This is a genomic window from Janthinobacterium sp. GW456P, from assembly GCF_002127655.1.
In the GTDB taxonomy this organism is placed as follows: Bacteria; Pseudomonadota; Gammaproteobacteria; order Burkholderiales; family Burkholderiaceae_D; genus Janthinobacterium.
The window spans coordinates 37,094-56,376 of the sequence record NZ_NEHB01000032.1; the positions used below are offsets into that span (position 1 = coordinate 37,094).

General features: G+C 64.7%; 18 protein-coding genes. 6 read left to right on the plus strand and 12 right to left on the minus strand.

What is annotated here, in order from left to right:
• Positions 1 to 137 precede the first annotated feature (137 nt).
• Positions 138 to 1,136, plus strand: coding sequence for an HDOD domain-containing protein (locus tag CBW66_RS23555; protein WP_086139562.1), 999 nt, complete (start codon positions 138 to 140; stop codon positions 1,134 to 1,136).
• 39 nt (positions 1,137 to 1,175) lie between these two features.
• Here the strand turns inward: CBW66_RS23555 and CBW66_RS23560 are convergent, their stop codons facing one another.
• The 8 genes from CBW66_RS23560 to CBW66_RS23595 form a co-directional block, all read right to left on the minus strand.
• Positions 1,176 to 1,877 (minus strand): ABC transporter ATP-binding protein, encoded by a 702-nt coding sequence (locus CBW66_RS23560; protein WP_086139563.1) that lies wholly within the window; start codon positions 1,875 to 1,877, stop codon positions 1,176 to 1,178.
• A gap of 4 nt (positions 1,878 to 1,881) precedes the next feature.
• The gene (locus CBW66_RS23565) at positions 1,882 to 2,595 is read right to left on the minus strand and encodes an ABC transporter ATP-binding protein (protein WP_086139564.1); all 714 of its coding nucleotides are present in this window, start codon (positions 2,593 to 2,595) and stop codon (positions 1,882 to 1,884) included.
• Positions 2,588 to 3,562, minus strand: a complete 975-nt coding sequence (locus CBW66_RS23570; protein WP_086139565.1) for a branched-chain amino acid ABC transporter permease — start codon at positions 3,560 to 3,562, stop codon at positions 2,588 to 2,590. Before CBW66_RS23570 ends, CBW66_RS23565 begins: the two co-directional genes overlap by 8 nt.
• Positions 3,559 to 4,431 carry a branched-chain amino acid ABC transporter permease gene (locus CBW66_RS23575; RefSeq protein WP_086139566.1) on the minus strand — a complete coding sequence of 291 codons (873 nt, stop codon included), beginning with the start codon at positions 4,429 to 4,431 and terminating at the stop codon, positions 3,559 to 3,561. Before CBW66_RS23575 ends, CBW66_RS23570 begins: the two co-directional genes overlap by 4 nt.
• A 93-nt stretch (positions 4,432 to 4,524) precedes the next feature.
• Entirely contained in the window at positions 4,525 to 5,691 is a 1,167-nt protein-coding gene (locus tag CBW66_RS23580) for an ABC transporter substrate-binding protein (RefSeq protein ID WP_086139567.1), read from the minus strand.
• A gap of 60 nt (positions 5,692 to 5,751) precedes the next feature.
• Positions 5,752 to 7,290, minus strand: coding sequence for a class I adenylate-forming enzyme family protein (locus CBW66_RS23585; RefSeq protein ID WP_086139568.1), 1,539 nt, complete (start codon positions 7,288 to 7,290; stop codon positions 5,752 to 5,754).
• Between the two features lie 11 nt (positions 7,291 to 7,301).
• A complete protein-coding gene (locus tag CBW66_RS23590) occupies positions 7,302 to 8,456 on the minus strand; it encodes an acyl-CoA dehydrogenase family protein (RefSeq protein ID WP_086139569.1) in 1,155 nt (384 codons plus the stop codon).
• Positions 8,457 to 8,494: 38 nt separating this feature from the next.
• Positions 8,495 to 9,319 carry an IclR family transcriptional regulator gene (locus tag CBW66_RS23595; protein ID WP_086139594.1) on the minus strand — a complete coding sequence of 275 codons (825 nt, stop codon included), beginning with the start codon at positions 9,317 to 9,319 and terminating at the stop codon, positions 8,495 to 8,497.
• A 282-nt stretch (positions 9,320 to 9,601) separates the two neighbouring features.
• On the opposite strand from CBW66_RS23595, the gene CBW66_RS23600 reads away from it, so the two are divergent.
• Both CBW66_RS23600 and CBW66_RS23605 read left to right on the plus strand, forming a co-directional pair.
• The gene (locus CBW66_RS23600; protein WP_205701175.1) at positions 9,602 to 11,596 is read left to right on the plus strand and encodes a TonB-dependent siderophore receptor; all 1,995 of its coding nucleotides are present in this window, start codon (positions 9,602 to 9,604) and stop codon (positions 11,594 to 11,596) included.
• A gap of 27 nt (positions 11,597 to 11,623) precedes the next feature.
• Positions 11,624 to 12,163: a molybdopterin-dependent oxidoreductase gene (locus CBW66_RS23605; RefSeq protein WP_086139570.1), complete on the plus strand. Its 540-nt coding sequence runs from the start codon at positions 11,624 to 11,626 to the stop codon at positions 12,161 to 12,163.
• 88 nt (positions 12,164 to 12,251) lie between these two features.
• Here CBW66_RS23605 and CBW66_RS23610 read toward each other — a convergent pair whose 3' ends face one another.
• Genes CBW66_RS23610 through CBW66_RS23620 form a run of 3 tightly spaced genes read right to left on the minus strand, consistent with a single transcriptional unit; the run spans position 12,252 to position 15,133 of the window.
• Positions 12,252 to 13,178 carry an alpha/beta hydrolase gene (locus CBW66_RS23610; RefSeq protein WP_086139571.1) on the minus strand — a complete coding sequence of 309 codons (927 nt, stop codon included), beginning with the start codon at positions 13,176 to 13,178 and terminating at the stop codon, positions 12,252 to 12,254.
• Entirely contained in the window at positions 13,175 to 14,059 is an 885-nt protein-coding gene (locus CBW66_RS23615) for an alpha/beta fold hydrolase (RefSeq protein ID WP_086139572.1), read from the minus strand. The genes CBW66_RS23610 and CBW66_RS23615 overlap by 4 nt, the downstream gene beginning before the upstream one ends.
• Before the next feature lie 12 nt (positions 14,060 to 14,071).
• Positions 14,072 to 15,133 (minus strand): sugar phosphate isomerase/epimerase, encoded by a 1,062-nt coding sequence (locus CBW66_RS23620; protein WP_086139573.1) that lies wholly within the window; start codon positions 15,131 to 15,133, stop codon positions 14,072 to 14,074.
• 140 nt (positions 15,134 to 15,273) lie between these two features.
• Between CBW66_RS23620 and CBW66_RS23625 the strand changes: the two genes are divergently transcribed.
• Positions 15,274 to 15,882 carry a TetR/AcrR family transcriptional regulator gene (locus CBW66_RS23625; protein WP_086139574.1) on the plus strand — a complete coding sequence of 203 codons (609 nt, stop codon included), beginning with the start codon at positions 15,274 to 15,276 and terminating at the stop codon, positions 15,880 to 15,882.
• 16 nt (positions 15,883 to 15,898) lie between these two features.
• On the opposite strand, the gene CBW66_RS23630 is transcribed toward CBW66_RS23625, so the two are convergent.
• Positions 15,899 to 16,270, minus strand: a complete 372-nt coding sequence (locus tag CBW66_RS23630; RefSeq protein ID WP_086139575.1) for a flagellar basal body protein — start codon at positions 16,268 to 16,270, stop codon at positions 15,899 to 15,901.
• Positions 16,271 to 16,487: 217 nt separating this feature from the next.
• On the opposite strand from CBW66_RS23630, the gene CBW66_RS23635 reads away from it, so the two are divergent.
• Positions 16,488 to 17,627, plus strand: coding sequence for a dienelactone hydrolase family protein (locus tag CBW66_RS23635; RefSeq protein WP_230492270.1), 1,140 nt, complete (start codon positions 16,488 to 16,490; stop codon positions 17,625 to 17,627).
• Between the two features lie 111 nt (positions 17,628 to 17,738).
• Positions 17,739 to 19,238 (plus strand): NYN domain-containing protein, encoded by a 1,500-nt coding sequence (locus CBW66_RS23640; RefSeq protein ID WP_086139576.1) that lies wholly within the window; start codon positions 17,739 to 17,741, stop codon positions 19,236 to 19,238.
• Positions 19,239 to 19,283: the final 45 nt, after the last annotated feature.

Genomic DNA, 19,283 nt, shown 5'->3' on the forward strand with positions numbered 1-19,283 from the left:
GGGGCATGTCATGCCACTTTAGCATGTTGCGGCAGGTGGACAAAGCGCTCACGCCCGCCGCACCGGCGCCGCTGTCATCAAGTAAAATCGCGGGGCGGATTTCGCGATAGTGATGCACATAGGGCTGGAAGAATAAAATGGGTTGGATAGGAAAATTACTGAGCGGCGGCGACGATAAAAACAAGGCTGCGACCCTCACGGCAGCGGCGGCGCCCGAGATGGCACGGCAGCCGGCGACCATCACCGAAATCGATGCCATTTACTACCGCTGGCTGGCGGCCGCCGGTTCGGCGCAGGCGCCGGCGGAGGCGGAGCAGCAGATTCTGGACGCATTGGCGCGCCTGGTGTGTGAACCGGTCGCTGGCGCCGCGCTGATACCGCGCATTCCGGCCATCATTCCCCAGTTGATGCGTACCTTGCAAGATGAAAACATGAGCGCGGCCAAGCTGTCGGCCCAGCTGGCCCAGGATGTGCTGCTGGTGGCCGAGGTCTACCGCGAAGCGAACCGGCCGCGCTACCATTCGCGCTACAACGCCAGCCCGTCGATCAACAACATGGAAGGCGCCATTATGCTGCTCGGGCAAAACGGCATGCGCATGCTGCTGGCCCGCGTCGCCTTCCGTCCCATCGTCAGCATGCAAAGCGGCGGCTTGACCATCCGCACGGCGCCGCTGATCTGGCGCCAGTCCGAGAAGTGCGCGCTGGCGGCCAACCTGGTCGCGCCGGCCATGCAGGCCAACGCCTTCGACGCCTATCTCGCGGGACTGATGGCCAATGTCGGCCTGGTGGTGGCCTTCCGGCTGATCGACCAGATGCATGCGCCCGACGCCTTTCCGCAATCGGATGCCTTCATTGCCCAGGTATTTGCGCAAGCGCGCATCTTGTCGGTACGGATCGCCGAATTATGGGAGTTTCCCGCTTCCGTCACCCGCGCGATCGGGCAGGTGGGGCAGGCCGATGCCGATCCGCAGGCGCAAGCGCTGGCGCTGGGCGACCGTTTGAGCAAGCTGCGCATGCTGGTCGATACGGGCCGCTTTCCTGCCGACGATCCCTTCGTGATGACCGGCCTTGGCAAGAGCGAACTGCTGGTGTTTGACAAACTGGCCGACGACGACGAGGATGAGGACGAGGATTGATGGCCGCAGGCCCCTCAACCCCCGTGCACGGCATGTCGCTCAGCGCGCAAAGTACAGCGCATGCAGGTGCTCGAGGTCGACATCAACCGCCGCCTGCGACAGCGCCACCTTGCCGCTTTGCATCAGGTAGACGTGATCGGCCACGCCGACGGCGCGCGCCGTGTTCTGCTCGACGAGGATGATGGTGCGCTTGCCGTCGTTCAGGCGCGCGAGGATCTCGAACAACTCGTTGACCACCAGAGGCGCCAGGCCCAGCGACGGCTCGTCGATGATCAACAGCGACGGGTCCGACATCAGGCCCCGCGCCATCGCCAGCATCTGCGCCTCGCCGCCGGAGAGCGAGCCGGCCAGCTGGCGGCGCCGTTCGTGCAGGCGCGGGAACATGGCGTAGGCTTCGGCCAGGCGCGCCGGCATGTGGCTGCGGTGCTCCTTCGGAAACGCGCCCATGATCAGGTTTTCTTCCACGCTCATGTCGCGAAACGTCATGCGCCCCTCGGGTATCATCGTGACCCTCGCGTCGCTCATCTTCCACGTGGGCGTGCCGTTGATGGCCTGACCGTCGAGCGCGATGCTGCCCGCACCCACGGGCAGCAGGCCCATGATGGCGCGCAGCAGGGTCGTCTTGCCGGCCCCGTTCGGGCCGATGATGGTGGTCAGCTTGCCCTTCCGGATCGACAGCGACACATCCCACAACACGTTGATGGCGCCATAGCCGGCGCGCAGATTGCTAATCTCCAGCATCGTTTCAGGCATGGACTGCTCCCGTATAGCTTTCGATGACGGCCGGATCGCGGAAGACGGCATCGGGCGTGCCGTCGGCGATCAGCTGGCCAAAATTGAGCACGGCCACGCGCTGGCACAGATTGCTGATGGTTTCGATATCGTGCTCGATCATGACGATGCCCACGCCAAAGGCGGCGTGCAGCTCCTTGAGCATGCCCATGAAACGGCGCTTGCCGTTCGTTTCCAGGCCGGCCAGCACCTCATCGAGCAGCAGCAGTTTCGGATTGGTCGCCAGCGCCTTGGCCACTTCCAGCGCTTTCAATTCCGTCAGCGCCAGTTCGCTGGCCGCGTCGCGCTGCGCCTTGTCCGCCAGGCTCGTGAAATCGAGGATTTCATCGATCTTGCGCGTGTCCACCTTGCCCGTGCCGAAGCGCTGCGCCACGACGAGGTTTTCGCGCACCGTCAATTCATGCATCGGCTGCGGGATCTGGAAGGTGCGGCCCAGTCCCAGGCGCGCGCGCTGGTACATGGGCGTGGCCATGATGTCGCGTCCCTCGAAGCGGATGCCGCCGCCGGTGGGGCTTACCAGGCCGGAAATGGCATTGAACAGCGTGGTCTTGCCGGCGCCGTTGGCACCCACCAGGCCGATCACGTCGTGGCTGCCCACCTTTAACGTGACGGCATCGACGGCCGTCAGGCCGCCGAAGCGCACGGACACATTATCGAGTTCAAGCATGTTGTTTCTCCTTCGCTTTGAACATGTTTTTCAGCCATTTTTGCAGCAGCGGCAGCAAGCCGTTCGGACTGAAGACGATCATCGCCACCAGCAGCACGCCCAGCACCAACTGGTGGCCGGTGGGGATCAGCGACTTGAAGATCAGCTGGTCGACCAGGTAGACCACCACGGCGCCCAGCACGGGGCCGAGGATGGTGCGGTAGCCGCCGAAGATGGCCGCCACGATCGGCAAGGTCACCCACAGGCTGTTGAAGGCGTAGTCGGGTTCCAGAAAATTGATGTAGTGGGCGTTGAAGGCGCCGAACAGGCCCGCCATGAAGGCCGACACGAGCAGCATCGCGCCTTTCAGCAAGGTGCTGTTGACGCCGACGACGCGCGTGGCGTCCTCGCTGTCGTGCATGGCGCGCAGGGCGATGCCGTAGTGGCTGGCGCGGATGCGGCTGTAGGCAAGGGCGCACGCCACCACCAGGGTCAGCACCACCAGGTAGGCGCCCGTCTTGCTGGCCAGATCGAAGCCGAAGACGGTGGGTAAGGCCGGGATATTGTTGATGCCGCCCGCGCCGCCCGTCACGGCACTCCATTCCGTGGCCAGGATGCGGAAGATGTGCGCGTAGGCGAGGATGGCCAGCGCAAAATACGGCCCGCGCAGCCGCAGCACGGGCAGCATGATGACGGCGGCAATGGCGGCGCCCGCGCCGCCCAGCAGCATGGCGGCAAACACGGGCAGGCCCAGTTTCACGCTGGCCAGTGCGGAGACATACGCGCCCACGCCGAAGAACGCCGCGTGGCCGAAGCTGACCATGCCGCCCAGGTTGCCCAGCAGGGCCCAGGACATGGCCACGCCGCCGATGATCAATGCCGCCACCACCATGCTCATCACGTACTGGTTGGCGCCCAGGGCCAGCGGCACGGCGACATACGCGGCCAGCAGCAGGATTGCCGTGGAAATCAAAGTCGAGCGCTTCATCCGCGCCTCCGCTGTGCGCCGAACAGGCCGTTCGGCATGATGAACAGCACCAGCAGGAACAGCACCATGCCCGACAATTCCTGCAGCGCGGAGCTGGCCAGGGTGACGGTCAAGGCTTCGGCCACGCCCAGCAGCACGGCGGCAAGCAGCACGCCGGGAATCGAGCCGATGCCGGCCAGTACCGTGATGATAAAGGCCTTCACCGTCAGCGCGCCGCCGTAGGCAGGCTGGATCACGCCATAACTGAACAGGGCGACGCCGGCAAAGGCGGCCAGGATGCCGGCGACGAGAAAGGACACCAGTTCCGTGCGACCTGGATCGATGCCCATCAGCTTGGCCGCGTCGCGGTTGCTGGACACGGCGCGCACGGCGCGGCCATACCAGCTGGTCGACAGCCAGCGCCACAGGGCGGCCATCAGCACCAGGCTGACGCCGAAGAAAATCACTTCGCTGCGCATGCTGAAAAACGGGCCGATCTCGAAGCCTTCCTGCAGCCAGCTCGACGAGGTCGAGCGGATGTCGGCCTTCCAGACGAGCAAAATGAAATTGGTGAGGATCACGCCGATGCCGTAGGTGAGGATCAGCGAATTGATTTCGCGGTCTTTCTTGATGCGGCTGACGATCAGGTAGACGCCCACGGACGTCAGGCTGACGATCACCAGCGCGACGGGAATGGCGAACATCGGCCCCAGGCCCAGGCCGGACTCCACGCTGTAGGCGATGTAGGCGGCCAGCAGCACCAGTTCGCCGTGCGCCAGGTTGATCACTTTCATGGTGCCGAACACCAGCGCCAGTCCCAGTGCGATCAGGGCGTAGGAGCCGCCCTGCAGCAAGCCCGAATACAGGGCTTGCAAGATTAATTCTGTCATGTCTTCATCCCGTCAGGCGGCCCTGGCGCAGGCCAGAACTGCCGTTCATCGGTGCGCGCCCGGCGGGCGCGCGCGTGTGCAGCGGGAGGCTGCTTACCAGGGCAGGGCAGGATAGTTCAGCTTGCCCGTCGCGTGTTCCTTCGGCCAGACGATCACCACTTTCTTGTCCTGGTGCTGCGCCATGCGGTGCACGAAATTCTGGTTGTCGCCGTTGGCGGCGAACTGTACGCGGCCGATCAGGGTTTCGCGGTCCGTCTTGCGCATCTCGTCGGCCACGCCGCCTTTCTTGAGCGTGCCCTTGTCGGCCGCGCGCGCGATCGCTTCGAACAGCAGCATCGACTGCACATAGCCGAACTGGCCCAGGTAATCGGGCTCCTTCTTGTACAGCTGCTTGTAGGCGTCGCTGAAGGCCTTGCCGTCGGCCGTCTTGAATTCGGTCGGGAAGGGCAGCAGGGCCGTGCCGAAGACGTTCGGCATCAGGTCGGGGAAATCGGCCGCCATTTTCGGCGTGGCCAGCGACCACACGCCCACCATGGCCTTGATCTTCGGTTTCAGCACGCGGGCGGCGCGGATGATGCCCACGTAGTCGTTTTCATAGCCGACCATGGCCACCACTTCCGATTTGTCCTGCAGCTTGATCTTGTTGATGATGGGTTTGAAGTCGGTGATCGCCGGATCGAACGAGTGCGTCGTCACCTTCACGCCCTTGGCCGCCAGGGCCTTTTCCACGTCCTTGGCCAGGCCCGTGGTGGCGTCCTTGGTCGAATACACGATGGAGACGGACTTGGCGCCCACATCCTGCAGCAGTCCCAGCATGGCTTTTTCGTAGCCGGCCGTGTTATTGATGCGGAAAAAATTCTTGCGCCCGCTGGCCACCAGGCTGTCGTCCACGCCGCCCGAGGTGATGTAGACGAGGCCCAGTTTATTCGCCGTGTCCGAGGCGGGCGAGATATTGTTCGAGCCGTAGCCGCCCGTGATGGCCACCACGCCCTGGCTGGCCAGCTTTTCCACGGCGGCGATGGCCTTGGCGGGCGCCGATTCGTCGTCGACGGTGACGATCTTGATGGTGTGCTTGCCGTTGGTCTTGTTGAAGACTTCGGCCGCGACCATGATCCCTTCCTGCATGCCGGCGCCGACCCGCGCCAGGTTGCCCGTCAGCGGGATTTCCGCGCCGACCAGGAATTCGTCGGCGCTGGCCTGTGCCATCCAGGCGCTGGCGACCAGCGCTGCCATGGCGATGCGTGTATAGGTGCGTTTCATCGTGTCTCCTCCGGTGATGTGGCTTGTTTCTATTGTCGGGTCTGCTACTACATGGTCAACTTATCGTGCATTCTGCGCCATTTGCCGCAGCTGCCCCTTTAAAATCTTGCCCGTGGCGGCTGCCGGCAGCGCTTCCATGACGATGATGGCGGACGGGCACTTGTACGGCGACAGGGTCTGCGCCAGCCAGGCCTGCAATTCTGCCACGCTGGCGGGCTGGCGCGGGTCCAGCTCCACGTAGGCGATGACGTCCTCGTTGCCATCGGCCAGCGTGCGTCCCACCACGGCCGACTGCACCACGGACGGGTGGGCGTTCAAGGCCGTTTCCACTTCCAGCGGATACACATTGAAGCCGGAGCGGATGATCAGTTCCTTGGTGCGGCCGACGATGAACAGCGCGCCGTCCGGGTCCTGGCGCGCCATGTCGCCCGTATTGAGCCAGCCGCCATCGCGCATGGTGGCCGCCGTCATGGCCGCTTCGCGGTAATAGCCGGCCATGATGTTCGGCCCGCGTATCCATAATTCCCCCGGCTGGCCCGGCGCCACGTCCCGGCCGGCCACGTCGACCACGCGCACTTCCACGCCGGGGATGGGCATGCCCACGGAATCGTCGCGGCGCGGCGTTTCCAGGCGCGTCTGGCAGATGGTGGGGGCGCTTTCCGTCATGCCGTAGCCATTGTGCAGCGCGGTGCCCAGCAGCTTTTCCACGTCGCGCTTGAGCGACGGCGCCAGCGGCGAGCCGCCCGCATACGCAAAGCGCAGCCGCGTGGGCAGCGGCGTGTCCGGGCCGCCCAGGGTTTGCAGCAGCTTGGCGTACATGGCGGGCACGCCCTGCACGATGGTCAGTCCTTCGTCTTTCAATGCGGCCAGCAGGCCGTCGACGGAAAAGCGCGGCACCAGGTACAGCGCGGCGCCCGCATACAGGGTGCCCAGGGCCACCGAGGCCAGGCCGTACACGTGCGAAATCGGCAGCACGCCGTAGGCGCGGTCGCTGCAGGTCAGCCCTCGCAGGGTGCTGGAGACGGCGGCGATGAACAGCAGATTGCGGTGCGTGAGCATCACGCCCTTCGACTGCCCGGTGGTGCCCGTCGTGTAGATCAGCGCGGCCACCTGTTCGTTGCCGGGCACCGTGTCTTCCGCGATGGCCGCCTCGTTCAACTCGCCCGCCAGCAGTTCGCCCATGCCGTCGACCGTGGCGCTGGCCGCGCCCAGACGCGCCGCATGCGCGGCCGCTTCCGGCGAGGTGCCGGCCAGGAACAGCACGCGCCGCGCCGAACTGTGCGCGGCGATAGTGTCGATCTCGCGCGCCGACAGGCGGGCATTGACGTTGACGATCCACGCGTCGATGCTGGCCGCCGCAAAGATCAGCGCCACCTGCAGCGCGCAGTTCTCGCCCACCACCATCAGGCGGTCGCCGGCGCGCACGTCCAGCTGGCGCAGCAGCTGCGCGGCGCTTGTCACACCGTGCTGCAGCTGGGCGTAAGTCCAGCTGCGGCCACCTTCATGCAGCGCGGGCGCGTCGGGCGCGCGCGCCGCCCAATAGATGGGGATGGCCGACAGGCGCGCCGGCAAGTGGGCCAGCAGGGCGGGAATGTCCATCGCGGCCTCCTTCACTTTTGCGCTGCCTTGATCATGTTGCGGGCGATGACGATTTGCTGGATCTGCGTCGTGCCTTCGTAGATGCGGAACAGGCGCACGTCGCGGTAGAAGCGCTCGGCCGCGTATTCGCTGATGTAGCCGGCGCCGCCGTGGATCTGCACGGAGCGGTCGGCCACCCTGCCGCACATTTCGGAGGCGAACAGTTTGCAGCACGACGCTTCCGTCGAGATGTCTTCCTTGTTGTCGCGCCGGCGCGCCGCGTCGAGCACCATGCTGCGCGCCGCGTAAATCTCGGCCTTGCTGTCGGCCAGCATGGCCTGGATCAGCTGGAATTCGGCGATGGGCTGGCCGAACTGCTGGCGCTCCATCGCGTAGGCGAGGGCGTCGGCCAGCATGCGTTCGGCCGCGCCCACGCAGACGGCGGCGATGTGCAGCCGGCCCTTGTCGAGCACCTTCATGGCGGTTTTAAAACCCACGCCTTCCTTGCCGCCGATGACGTTCGCGGCCGGTACGCGGCAGTTTTCGAAGATGACGTCGCAGGTATGCGCGCCTTGCTGGCCCATTTTCTTGTCGATTTTTCCCAGCGAGAGGCCCGGCGTATCCTTTTCCACGATGAAGGCGGAGATGGCCGAGGCGCCGCGCTTGACGGGGTCCGTGCGGGCCATGACGGTGAAGATGCTCGCTTCGGGCGCGTTGGTGATATAGCGCTTGCTGCCGTTGAGAATATAAAAGTCGCCATCGCGCACGGCCGTCGTACGCAGCGAGGCCGCATCCGACCCCGATCCCGCTTCCGTCAGCGCGAACGAGCCGATGATCTCGCCGGCCGCCAGCTTGGGCAGATAGTATTGTTTTTGCGCTTCCGTGCCGTCAATGACGATGCCTTGCGAGCCGATGCCGTTGTTCGTGCCGATCAGCGAGCGGAAGGCGGGCGAGGTGCGGGCGATTTCAAAGGCGACCCGCACTTCCTCTTCCATGCTCAGTTCCAGGCCGCCGTAGGCTTCCGGGATGGACAGGCCGAACAGGCCCAGTTCGCGCATCTGCGCCACGATGGCGGGCGGGATCGTGTCCGTTTCAGCCACCAGCGCCTCGTTCGGCACCAGCACTTCGCGCACGAAGCGGGAGATGCTGCCCAGCAGGATGTTCAGGGTTTCTTCGTCGCGTATCATCGGGTTCCTCGTGCTGTCATTGAGAAGGGGCGCGCAGTCTAACCGCGGCCCAGGTTTTTTTCCACTGTCTTGACCAGGGCCACCAGGCGCGGTCCCAGGTCACCTTCGAGTTTTTCGCGCGACAGCAAAAAGGCGGGGCCGCCGCAATTGAAGGCCATCACCTGTTCGCCGTCGGCACCCAGCATGGGCACGCCCACGGCATGCACGTCGTTCTGCCACTCGCCGGCCGAGATGCAAAAGCCCCGGTCCTGGTAATCCCTGAAGCCTTGTTCGATGCCGGCCTTGATGCGCGGCCAGCGCTCCGTCTCGTGCACGCGCGCATGGTCCATCAGATAGTCGCGCTCGGCCTGCGGCAGGATGCACAGCAGGGCCTTGCCCATGGCCGTCGTCGTCAGGGGAATGCGCGAGCCGACGTCGAGGCGCAGCGTGACGTTGGCGCTGCTGCGGCACGTTTCCACGTAGACCATGCTGAGGCGGTCGCGCGTGCCCAGCGACACGGAGGCTTGCGCGTGTTCGGCCAGTTCCTCCATCAGTGGGCGCGCCATCTTGCGCACGTCGAGGTTCGACAGCATGCGGTAGCCGAGGGCCAGCACGCCGGCGCCCAGCTGGTACTTGCCCAGGCTGTCCGAATAATTGAGATAGCCGAGTTTGGTGAGGGTGTAGGTGAGGCGCGAAATCGTCGGTTTCGGAATGCCCGTGCGCTTGGCCATCTCGGCGTTCGACAGATAGACTTCGCCGGGTCGAAAGCACCGCAGCACTTCCAGGCCGCGCGCCAGCGCGTTGACGAACTGGCGGTCCTTGCCTTCCTCGTCGTCGCTGAAGACGATGATTTCCGGATCTGCCGCGGCCTGAATATTTGTCATGTTTGCATCCATTTTCGAACTCCGTGGAAATCAGTTTGCCTAGCCGAATCTCGCGTGTCAACCGTTTTGTGAAACATTCGTTCGCACAGCGAAATGCTGCACTGCATGAAACAGTGCATGAAATTTGCCTCGAAAATTGACTTGCGCAGGGGTTTCCCGCCTTGTCGCTTGAGCATCGCAATATACGTCTGTATATTGCGCTGTTGCGTGACGGCCGCCGCAGAGGTGGTCGCTTTTTTTGAGCATCGCTATATAAGACGATATATAACGGAAGAGAACAAGATGACGATGGTGAAACAGGTAATGGCAGGCGCCGTGACGCTGGCGCTGGCGCAGACGGCGCAGACGGTGCAGGCGCAGCAGACAGCAGGCAAAGATGAGCCTGCGCCGTTCGTGCTGGGCACGGTGACGGTGATCGGCCAGCGCGAGCAGGCAGGCCAAATGGAACAGCAGGTGGGGGCGCAAGTGAGCCGTGCCGAGATGCGCCGCTTCAACCGCGACAACGTGGGCGACGCCCTGAACCTGCTGTCCGGCGTGTCGCTGTCGACCAATGCGCGCAACGAGAAAACCGTCGCCATCCGCGGCTTCGATGCGCGCCAGGTGCCGCTGTACATCGACGGCATTCCCGTCTACGTGCCGTATGACGGCTACGTCGATTTCAACCGTTTCACCACCAGCGACCTTGCCGCCATCCAGGTGGCCAAGGGTTACAGTTCCGTGGCGTATGGCGGCAATACCCTGGGCGGCGCCATCAACCTGGTGTCGCGCAAACCGACGGCTTTGATGGAAGGCGACAGCTCCGTCGGATTCGGCTCGGGCAGCGAGCGCCAGGTGTCGGCCAACGTGGGAACGAACCAGGGCCTGTGGTATCTGCAGGCGGGCGTGTCGTATATCGACAGCGACGGTTTTCCCCTGTCGTCCGATTTCCGCCCCACGGCCACGGAAGACGGCGGCATGCGCAACAACGCGTATCGCAAGGACCGCAAGCTGTCGTTCAAGGTCGGCTACACGCCGGCGGGCGGCGACGAGTATGCACTGAGCTACTACAAGCAGCATGGCGAAAAGGGCCAGCCGCCATCGACGAATCCCGTGGGCGCGCGCTACTGGCAGTGGCCTTACTGGAACAAGGAGAGCGTGTATGTCGTCTCGCAGACCCGTCTGGGCCAGCAGGAACGCCTGAAACTGCGCCTGTACCACGACAGCTACGACAATGAAATCACCTCGTTCACCAATGGCAGCTACAGCACCATCAAGACGAGTGGCCAGGGCAGCGTCAGTGGCGGGCGCAGCATCTATAACGACCGCACGAATGGCGGTGCGGTGGAACTTGAATCGTTCCGACTGGCCGCGCACAGCCTGCGTTTTGTGGCCAGCTACAAGGCCGACGAGCACCAGGAACTCGACGCCAGAGGCGTGCGCACCACCTGGTACAAGGATGCGCTGTGGACCCTGGGCGCGGAAGACAGCATCGCCCTCAATGCGGCAACGGAGCTGTCGCTGGGCGCCTCGCGCAACGCGCTGCGCCCGGACACCGTCTACAGCGCCGGCAATGGGTATACCTTGCCGGGCGATCAGTCGGCCAACGACCTGCAGGCGGGCCTGTTCCACAAGCTGGCGCCAGAGTCGCGCGTATATGCCACCGTGGCGCGCAAGTCGCGCCTGCCGACCCTGAAGGACCGCTATTCGCAGCGCCTGGGCACGTACATCGAAAATCCGGCCTTGCGCGCGGAAGAGGCAATGAATTATGAGCTGGGCTACCAAGCAAACGTGCGCGGGCTGGCGCTCGATGCCGCCGTGTTCTACAGCGACGTAAAGGACAAGATACAGAGCGTGGCGAATGTGGCTGGTGTGCGTGCGCAGATGCGGAATGCGGGCAGGGCGCACATCAAAGGCGTGGAACTGGGCGTGCGCGGCCGCGCCGGCGCCTGGCTCGATTTCGGCGGCAACTACACGTACACGAACATGAAAAATATCAGCGACCGCGCCATCCGCCTGACGGATGTGCCGCGCCACAAGCTGACGGCGCACGCCGTGCTGCACGCGGCGCGCCAGGTCGACGTGGTGGCCATCGCGGAAGCGAACAGCGGCCGCTGGGTTTCGAACACGCTGGAATTGAAAAGCTTTGCCACCGTGAACCTGAAAGCCGTGGTCCGGCCCTTGCCGGCCTTGAGCCTGGAAGCGGGCGTGAGCAACCTGGGCGACCGCAATGTCGCGCTGGCCGAGGGTTTCCCCAGCGCGGGCCGCACGTGGCTGGCCAATGCGCAATACCAGTTCTGATTTATCACTGTCATGAAAGGACACAGCATGTTGAAGAAAATATTGGCTGGCTTTACCTCGGTGGCGTTGCTGGCCGCGGCGCCCGCGTGGTCCGCCGTTCCCGCGCCTGCGCGCGACAACATGAGCCATGCGTTGGCCGTGACGGGCAAGGTGGCAACGCCCTTGACCCTGAAGGTGGCCGACCTGCGCCAGTTGCCGCCCGCGAACGGCGGAGAGATCGCCGTCACGCGCCACAACGGCGACAAGGCCGAAACCATCACCAGTTACAAGGGCGTGCGCCTGCGCGATATCCTCGACAAGGCGGCGCTCGATGCGCCCGGTCACAACGACGCAAAGAAGATCGCCATCATCGCCACGGCCACCGATGGCTATGCGGTGGTGTTTTCCTGGGGCGAGCTGTATAACTCTCCGGCTGGCGAAGGCGTGATCGTCTACTACGAAAAGAACGGCAAGGCGCTCGACGACGGCGATGGCGAGATCGCCCTCATCTCGGCGAAGGATATCCGCACGGGTCCGCGCCATGTGAAGTGGCTGAACGCCATCGAGGTGCGCAAGCTGGTGGAGTGACGCTGTGAAGCTGTGACTGATTGACGCAATGACGAAAACCGCTGCCGTGGAGCCATCCCCGGCAGCGTTTTTTTACCTTTCCTGTCTACTATCGCAGCGCTTTTTTCATCGCCAGTCCCGCCACGTCGAACAATCCCCGCGCCGCTGGCGTCAGGCCCGGCATGTGGATGGACGCATGGATCATGCCGTCAAGCTGCACGCATTGCGCGGCCACGCCCTCATCGCGCAGGCGCCGCGCATACGTCTCGCCCTCGTCATGCAGCGGATCGTATTCGCACACCAGCACTGTCGCTGGCGGCAAGCCTTTCAGCGAGGCGGCGCGCAATGGCGCCGCGTACGCATTGTCGCCATCGGCCGGTTCGTTCAGGTAGGCCGACCAGCAAAAACGCATCGCTTCCCGGGTCAGCGAATGGCCTTCCGCATAGCGCTGGTAAGACGGCGTGTCGAAGGCGAAATCGAGCGCCGGGTACAGCAGCAGCTGGTGCGCCAGCGCGGGGCCGGCCTGGTCGCGCGCCATCAGGGCGGCGGCCGCCGCCAGGTTGCCGCCCGCGCTGTCGCCGCCCACGGCCAGTCGTTTCGCATCGATGCCCAGCGCCGCGCCATGTTCGGCGACCCAACAGACTGCCCGGTAGAAGTCATCGAGCGGCACGGGAAACTTGTGCTCGGGCGCCAGACGGTAGTCGACGGAAAAAATTACGCAGCCGGTGGCATTGGCCAGCGCGCGGCACGGGTTGTCGTACAGGTCCAGCGAGCACAGACACCATCCTCCGCCATGCGCGAAGACGATGGCCGGCAGGGCTTTTTCCGTGTCCGCACCGGCCGGCACGTAAGCGCGCACGGTGAGCGCATGCTCGCCCGGCAGCACGTAATCCTTGATCGACGCGACGTCTTCCAAGGGACCATGCAGCTGGCGCAAGCCCGTTTCCGTGGCCGCGCGCAGGTCCGCCAGCGAGGCGGGCGGCGGCGCATCCTTTATCTCTTCCAGCCAGTCGGCGATCAGCGGATCGAGGCTCATGCGTTGTTTCCTGACTTTTCTCCGGCCAGGAAGGGCAGCAGGTGGGCGATGAACGCTTCCGGCTGTTCTTCCATGATGAAGTGGCCGCATTCGGCGACGATGGCGCCTTGCAGGATGTCCGCCTTGCCCTGCATGGTCAGCAGGGGCGCGTCATTCGTCGCGTGGTCGGCGCCGATGGCCAGCACGGGCATGGCCAGGCTCTTTTTCGCCCGTTCCAGGTTTTGCCGGATGGTTTCGGGTATGGCGCGGTAGTAGGCGAAGCCGGCGCGCAGGGCGCCCGGCGTGGCGTAGGCGTCCGCATACACGTCGACGGCCACCTTGTCGCGGCGGTACGACCAGCGGTCGAGAATGAAGCGGATGTATTCGCGCTCCTTGCCCGCCGTGAGCATTTCCGGCAAATCGAGCACCTGGTTGAACATGAAGTGCCACAGGAAGATGTTGTCGGACGGCGCGACAAAAATCGGTGGCGCCGGCGCCAGACCGGGAATCACGGCTTCCGTCAGCGCCAGTTTCGTCACGGCCTGCGGGAAATCGCTGGCCAGCGCATAGCCGACCCACATGCCGATGTCGTGACCGACCACATCGTATTGCGCGTGGCCCAGGGCCAGCATGGCGCGGTGCAGGGTGGCCGCCACGGTGCCCGTGTCGTAGCCATCTGCCGGGCGGCTGGAGTGGCCGCTGCCCGGCGGGTCGATGGCGATGGCCTGGTAGCCCTGGGCGGCCAGGGCCGCCATCACGTGGCGCCAGGCGTACCAGGTTTGCGGCCAGCCGGGGATCAAGAGCACGGGTTTGCCGGTGGCGGGACCAGCGATCACGCAATGCAGGCGCTGGCCGTCGAGGCGCACGTAGTCGTGGGTGAATGCCTGAGTAAAATCGTTCATGTTTGTCCTTGTTTAGTGATGCTGGATGCCCAGCAGGGTATTGATCTGCTCTGCGCTGACGGGGGCGCCGGCGAAGTCGTCGAAGATCTTGTCGGTGACGGGAATGATGTGGGCATTGATGAAGGCCACGCCTTCGCGCGCGCCCACCTCCTGGTCCTTCAGGCAGCATTCCCATTCCAGCGTCGCCCAGCCCGCGTAATCGTTCTGCGCCATTTTCGAGAAGATGGCCTTGAAATCGACCTGGCCGTCGCCCAGCGAACGGAAACGCCCGGCGCGGTTTTCCCACGACTGGTAGCCGCCGTAGATGCCTTGCCGCCCCGTCGGATTGAATTCCGCATCCTTCACATGGAACATGCGGATATGGTCCTTGTAGATATCGATGAATTCCAGGTAATTGAGCTGCTGCAGCACGAAGTGGCTGGGGTCGAACAGCATCTTGCAGCGCGGGTGGCGGCCTACGCGCTCGTAAAACATCTCGAAGCTGATGCCGTCATGCAGGTCTTCGCTCGGGTGGATTTCGTAGCAGAGGTTGACGCCCTGTTCCTCGCACACGTCGAGGATGGGCAGCCAGCGGCGCGCCAGTTCGTCGAAGGCCGCTTCGATCAGGCCGGGCGGGCGCTGCGGGAAGGGGAACAGGTAGGGCCAGGCGAACGAGCCGGAAAACGTGCCCATGTCGGTCAGGCCCAGGCGTTTCGAGGCCATGGCCGCCAGTTTCACTTGTTCGATGGCCCATTCGGTGCGCGCGGCCGGCTGGCCGTGCAGGTGCGCCGGGGCGAAGCTGTCGCACAGCGCGTCGTAGGCCGGGTGCACGGCCACCAGCTGGCCCAGGATATGCGTCGTCAGTTCGCTGATGACGAGGCCGTGGCCCGCCAGCATGGCAACGAGGTCGTCGCAATATTGCTGGCTGTGCGCCGCTTGCGCCACGTCGAACAGGCGCGCATCCCAGGCGGGAATCTGCAGGGCCTTGAAGCCCATGCCGGCCGCCCACTCGGCGATGGCGGGCAGGGTGTTGAAGGGCGCCGTGTCGGCGGCGAATTGTGCCAGGTGCAGGCTTGGTCCTTGGATGGTTTTCATATCGGTTCCTATTGTTTGTCGATTGACAAAGAATAGGCGAAATTGTTGGCGCGGTCAAGCCCGTGATGCAAAATAAATCGGGAACGCGCCGCGGGCGCCAGGCGTTATACTGGCCGCCACTTCGCAAGCAGAGGATCAAAATGGCAGGAAGACCGAGGGAATTCGACCGCGCGCTGGCGCTGGCAAAAGCGCGCGACGCGTTCTGGACGCGCGGCTACGAGGGGGTGTCGATGGCCGACCTGGTGGCGGCGCTGGGCATCGCCTCGGCGCGCATCTATGCGGCGTTCGGCTCGAAGGAGCAGCTGTTCCGCGAAGCCGTGGAATTGTACGAAACGGGAGAAGGCGCGTTTGCCGTGCACGCGCTGGCGGCCAGCCTGAACGTGCGCGACGCGGTGGCGCGCATGTTGGAAGAAGCCGTGCTGCTGTACACGCGCAGCGGCCAGCCGCAAGGATGCATGGTGGTCACGGCCGCCACGAACACGAGCGCGGAAAACGCGGGCATCGCCGACTGGCTGGCGCAGCACCGCCGCGCGCGCACGCAAGCCGTCATCGAGCGCCTGCGCGCGGCGCAGCTGGCGGGAGAGTTAAAAGCGGAGGCGGACGTGCAGGCGCTGGGTGATTATTATGCGGCCTTGCTGCACGGTTTGTCGGTGCAGGCGCGCGACGGCATTCCGGCCGAACGGCTGCTGGCGCTGATTGCGCCGGCGATGGCGCCATTGGCGCTGGAAATGCAAAAACAGACTATCTAAGCGCTAGTGACGGTGCTTAAGTCTTGACGTCGATCAGGCTGCCCAGTGCCTGGTCGGCCGCCTTGACGACATTCGCCGATAAATTAAAACCGGCCTTGTAGACCAGGTTATCGGTCAGCTCCGACGCCAGGCCGACGCCGTTCGGCCGGCTTTCGGCCGCCTTGGCCGCGGTCGCATTGGCGCCGCTGACGCTTTCCGTGGCGGCCAGCTTGCGCCCTTCGACAGAGAGGGTGACGCCCGTGCCGGCCGGGCTGGCTTCCTGGAACTGGGCTTGTTGCGGCTGGAAGCCCGGCGTATTTGCATTGGCGATATTGTTGGCGGCCACATCCAGCGCGCGCTGGTTGGCGGTCAGCCCCGAGGTGCCGGTGGTAAGGGCGGATATGGACATGGCGACTCCTTCAGAAGGCTTCCAGTTTACTCCCGCCAGCGGAAAAAGTGTGGTGGTCTAAAGCAACAATTTTTTCCGCAGGTGCTTGCCGCAAAAAATAGGTGCGTCACGTAATTTTTTTATATTGTTCTGTGGCATTTCACTGTCTAGACTGGCAGGGAAGTCATCCACGGAGTCCGTCATTTTCCACCTGCTTCGCCCCATTTTGCTGGGTTTTTTGCTCAGCCTGCCTTGCCTGCCCCTGAAAGCCCAGCTTGTTCCCTCGCAGCTACCGCTCGATGCGCGCCTGAACGAGCAGGTGATCATGGTGCCGGCCGGCGACGGCTTGCGCGAGACGCTGGAAACGACGGTGTTCCGTCCCCCCGGCCCCGGCCCGTTCCCGCTGCTGCTGATGAACCACGGCAAGCAGGCCGGTCCCGCCCGGCTGCAGCAGCGCGAGCGCTTTATCTATATGGCCACCGAATTCGTGCGCCGCGGCTATGCCGTGATGCTGCCCATGCGCGCCGGCTTTGCCCGCTCCACGGGCGCCTACCGCGATGCCGGCTGCGACATGCTGGGCAACGCCCAGGGCCAGGCGCGCGACATGCTGGCCGCGCTGGCGTATGCGCGCCGCCAGAGCTGGGTCGACCCGCAGCGCATCGTCGTCGCGGGGCAGTCGTATGGCGGCATGGCGGCGCTGGCGCTGGCCACCCGGATGGTGCCCGGCGTGCGCGGCGTGCTCAATTTTTCCGGCGGCCTGCGCGTCGACATGCCGGGCTGCGACTGGCAAGGGGCGCTGGCCAAGACCTTCGCCACCCTGGGCGCCTACAACCACATTCCCAGCCTGTGGCTGTATGGCGCCAACGATTCCTACTTCGGGCCGGTCCTGGCGCAGCGCCTGTTCCGCTCATTCACGGGATCTGGCGGGCAGGCGCAACTGCTCGCCTACGGCCCGTTCAAGCGCGATGCCCACCTGACCCTGGGCAGCCGCGACGGGGTGGCCGTGTGGCTGCCGGCCACCGAACGCTTCCTGCAGAAGATCGGCATGCCGGTGCGCCAGGTCTACCGCGTGGCCGATGCGCCATCGCCGCCCGCCACGCATTTCGCGCCGCAGGACGATATCGCCGCCGTGCCCTACCTGGAAGAGCAGGGCCGCGCGGCCTACCGCGACTTCCTCGAGAAAACCGCGCCGCGCGCCTTTGCCCTGTCGGCCAGCGGGGCCTGGGGCTGGGCCGAGGAGGGCGAAAGCCCCGACGTGCGCGCGCTGGCGTCGTGCCAGCGCCGCAGCAGCCTGCCGTGCCAGCTGTATTCGGTCGATGAAAGCGTTGTTTGGCCGGTCGGCGGCGCCAGCGCGGGCGCCGCCGGCGGGGCGCAATAGGCCGCCGCGCACGATAGTTGTCGCCGAAACGGGGGATGGGCGAATATACTAGGGGAAAAGGGAAGCCTTGCGCTCCCCATCCGCCCTTATCATCAGCGAGAATTCACCCTTATGGCGTCATCCCCAGAAAACCTCAGCATGGCCGTGTTTTGCGACTTCGAGAACGTCGCGCTCGGCGTGCGAGATGCAAATTACGAAAAATTCGATATCAAGCCCATCCTCGAACGCTTGCTGCTGAAGGGCAGCATCGTTGTCAAGAAGGCATATTGCGACTGGGACCGTTATAAAAGTTTCAAGGGCACCATGCATGAGGCGAACTTCGAACTGATCGAAATTCCCCACGTGCGCCAGTCCGGCAAGAATTCGGCCGACATCCGCCTGGTCGTCGATGCGCTGGACCTGTGCTACACCAAGGCCCATGTGAACACCTTCGTCATCATCAGCGGCGATTCCGACTTTTCGCCGCTGGTGTCGAAACTGCGCGAAAACGCCAAGCAGGTGATCGGCGTGGGCGTCAAGCAGTCGACTTCCGACCTGCTGGTGGCCAATTGCGACGAATTCATTTTCTACGATGATCTGGTGCGCGAGAGCCGCCGCACGGCCGCCAAGCGCGACGCGCGCGAAGCCCCGGCGGCCAAGCGCTCGCCCGACGAAGAAGTGCGCCGCAAGGAAAAATACGAGTCGCGCAAGACGGAAGCGATCGAGATGGCCGTCGCTACCTTCGACGCGCTGGTGTCCGAACGGGGCGACAGCGGCAAGATCTGGGCCTCGATGCTGAAAGAGGCGATCAAGCGCCGCAAGCCGGACTTCAGCGAATCGTATTACGGTTTCCGCACCTTCGGCAACCTGCTGGAAGAAGCGCAGACGCGCGGCTTGCTGGAATTTGGCCGCGACGAGAAATCGGGCGCCTATGTCTACCGCAGCAGCGGCCTTGTGCCTGTCGCGGCGCCCGTGAACGGGGAAGCCGCCAGCGAAGCCATCGTCGCCGGCGGCGAAGCCGGCGCGACGTCGGAAGAGGGCAATCACCGCGATGGCGGCAGCCGCCGCGATTCGCGCCGCAATGGCCGTGGCGGCCGCAAGCAGAACGAGCAGCGCCGCGGCGAGTCCGCGCCACAGGCTTTCGTGCCGGTAGCCGATGCTGAATCGGCTGTCGTCGAGCAGTATGCGCGCGCGCCGCAGCCCGAGATCGTGCATGAAGTGGCCGAAGCCGCGGTCGAGGTCGTGGCGGAAGAGGGCAACGCCAAGCGCGGTTCGCGCCGCAATGGCCGTGGCGGCCGCAAGAATGGCGATGGCGCACGTGAAGCGCGCGCCGAGGCCGTCGAGGTGGCGGTGGTGGAAGTCATGCCTGCGCCCGTGCCTGAACCTGTGGCCGAAGTGATCGTGGAAGCGGCCGCCGAAGCGAAGACTAAGGCCAAGCCGCGCACGCCGGCCCGCAAGGCGGCAGCGGCGAAGAAGCCGGCCAAAAAGGCGGCTGAAGCCGTGGCGGAAGTGGCGCCTGTGATTGAGGCGGCGCCGGTGGAAGTGGCCGTCGTGGCGGAAGACAAGCCTGCCAAGGCGCCGCGCAAGACCCCGGCGCGCCGTCCCGCGCGCAAGAAGGCCGAAGCTGCCTGATAGTTTGAGCAGGAATAGCGGGGTGGCAATCGCATGCGCCCCGGC

What these genes read in the sequence shown, in the direction of transcription:
- CBW66_RS23605 (WP_086139570.1), top strand. Translation starts at nt 11,624, where the DNA reads ATGTTGAAGAAAATATTGGCTGGCTTTACCTCGGTGGCGTTGCTGGCC.
- CBW66_RS23555 (WP_086139562.1), top strand. Translation starts at nt 138, where the DNA reads ATGGGTTGGATAGGAAAATTACTGAGCGGCGGCGACGATAAAAACAAG.
- CBW66_RS23560 (WP_086139563.1), bottom strand. Translation starts at nt 1,877, where the DNA reads ATGCTGGAGATTAGCAATCTGCGCGCCGGCTATGGCGCCATCAACGTG.
- CBW66_RS23640 (WP_086139576.1), top strand. Translation starts at nt 17,739, where the DNA reads ATGGCGTCATCCCCAGAAAACCTCAGCATGGCCGTGTTTTGCGACTTC.
- CBW66_RS23630 (WP_086139575.1), bottom strand. Translation starts at nt 16,270, where the DNA reads ATGTCCATATCCGCCCTTACCACCGGCACCTCGGGGCTGACCGCCAAC.
- CBW66_RS23625 (WP_086139574.1), top strand. Translation starts at nt 15,274, where the DNA reads ATGGCAGGAAGACCGAGGGAATTCGACCGCGCGCTGGCGCTGGCAAAA.
- CBW66_RS23570 (WP_086139565.1), bottom strand. Translation starts at nt 3,562, where the DNA reads ATGAAGCGCTCGACTTTGATTTCCACGGCAATCCTGCTGCTGGCCGCG.
- CBW66_RS23565 (WP_086139564.1), bottom strand. Translation starts at nt 2,595, where the DNA reads ATGCTTGAACTCGATAATGTGTCCGTGCGCTTCGGCGGCCTGACGGCC.
- CBW66_RS23580 (WP_086139567.1), bottom strand. Translation starts at nt 5,691, where the DNA reads ATGAAACGCACCTATACACGCATCGCCATGGCAGCGCTGGTCGCCAGC.
- CBW66_RS23585 (WP_086139568.1), bottom strand. Translation starts at nt 7,290, where the DNA reads ATGGACATTCCCGCCCTGCTGGCCCACTTGCCGGCGCGCCTGTCGGCC.
- CBW66_RS23600 (WP_205701175.1), top strand. Translation starts at nt 9,602, where the DNA reads ATGACGATGGTGAAACAGGTAATGGCAGGCGCCGTGACGCTGGCGCTG.
- CBW66_RS23575 (WP_086139566.1), bottom strand. Translation starts at nt 4,431, where the DNA reads ATGACAGAATTAATCTTGCAAGCCCTGTATTCGGGCTTGCTGCAGGGC.
- CBW66_RS23615 (WP_086139572.1), bottom strand. Translation starts at nt 14,059, where the DNA reads ATGAACGATTTTACTCAGGCATTCACCCACGACTACGTGCGCCTCGAC.
- CBW66_RS23620 (WP_086139573.1), bottom strand. Translation starts at nt 15,133, where the DNA reads ATGAAAACCATCCAAGGACCAAGCCTGCACCTGGCACAATTCGCCGCC.
- CBW66_RS23595 (WP_086139594.1), bottom strand. Translation starts at nt 9,319, where the DNA reads ATGACAAATATTCAGGCCGCGGCAGATCCGGAAATCATCGTCTTCAGC.
- CBW66_RS23610 (WP_086139571.1), bottom strand. Translation starts at nt 13,178, where the DNA reads ATGAGCCTCGATCCGCTGATCGCCGACTGGCTGGAAGAGATAAAGGAT.
- CBW66_RS23590 (WP_086139569.1), bottom strand. Translation starts at nt 8,456, where the DNA reads ATGATACGCGACGAAGAAACCCTGAACATCCTGCTGGGCAGCATCTCC.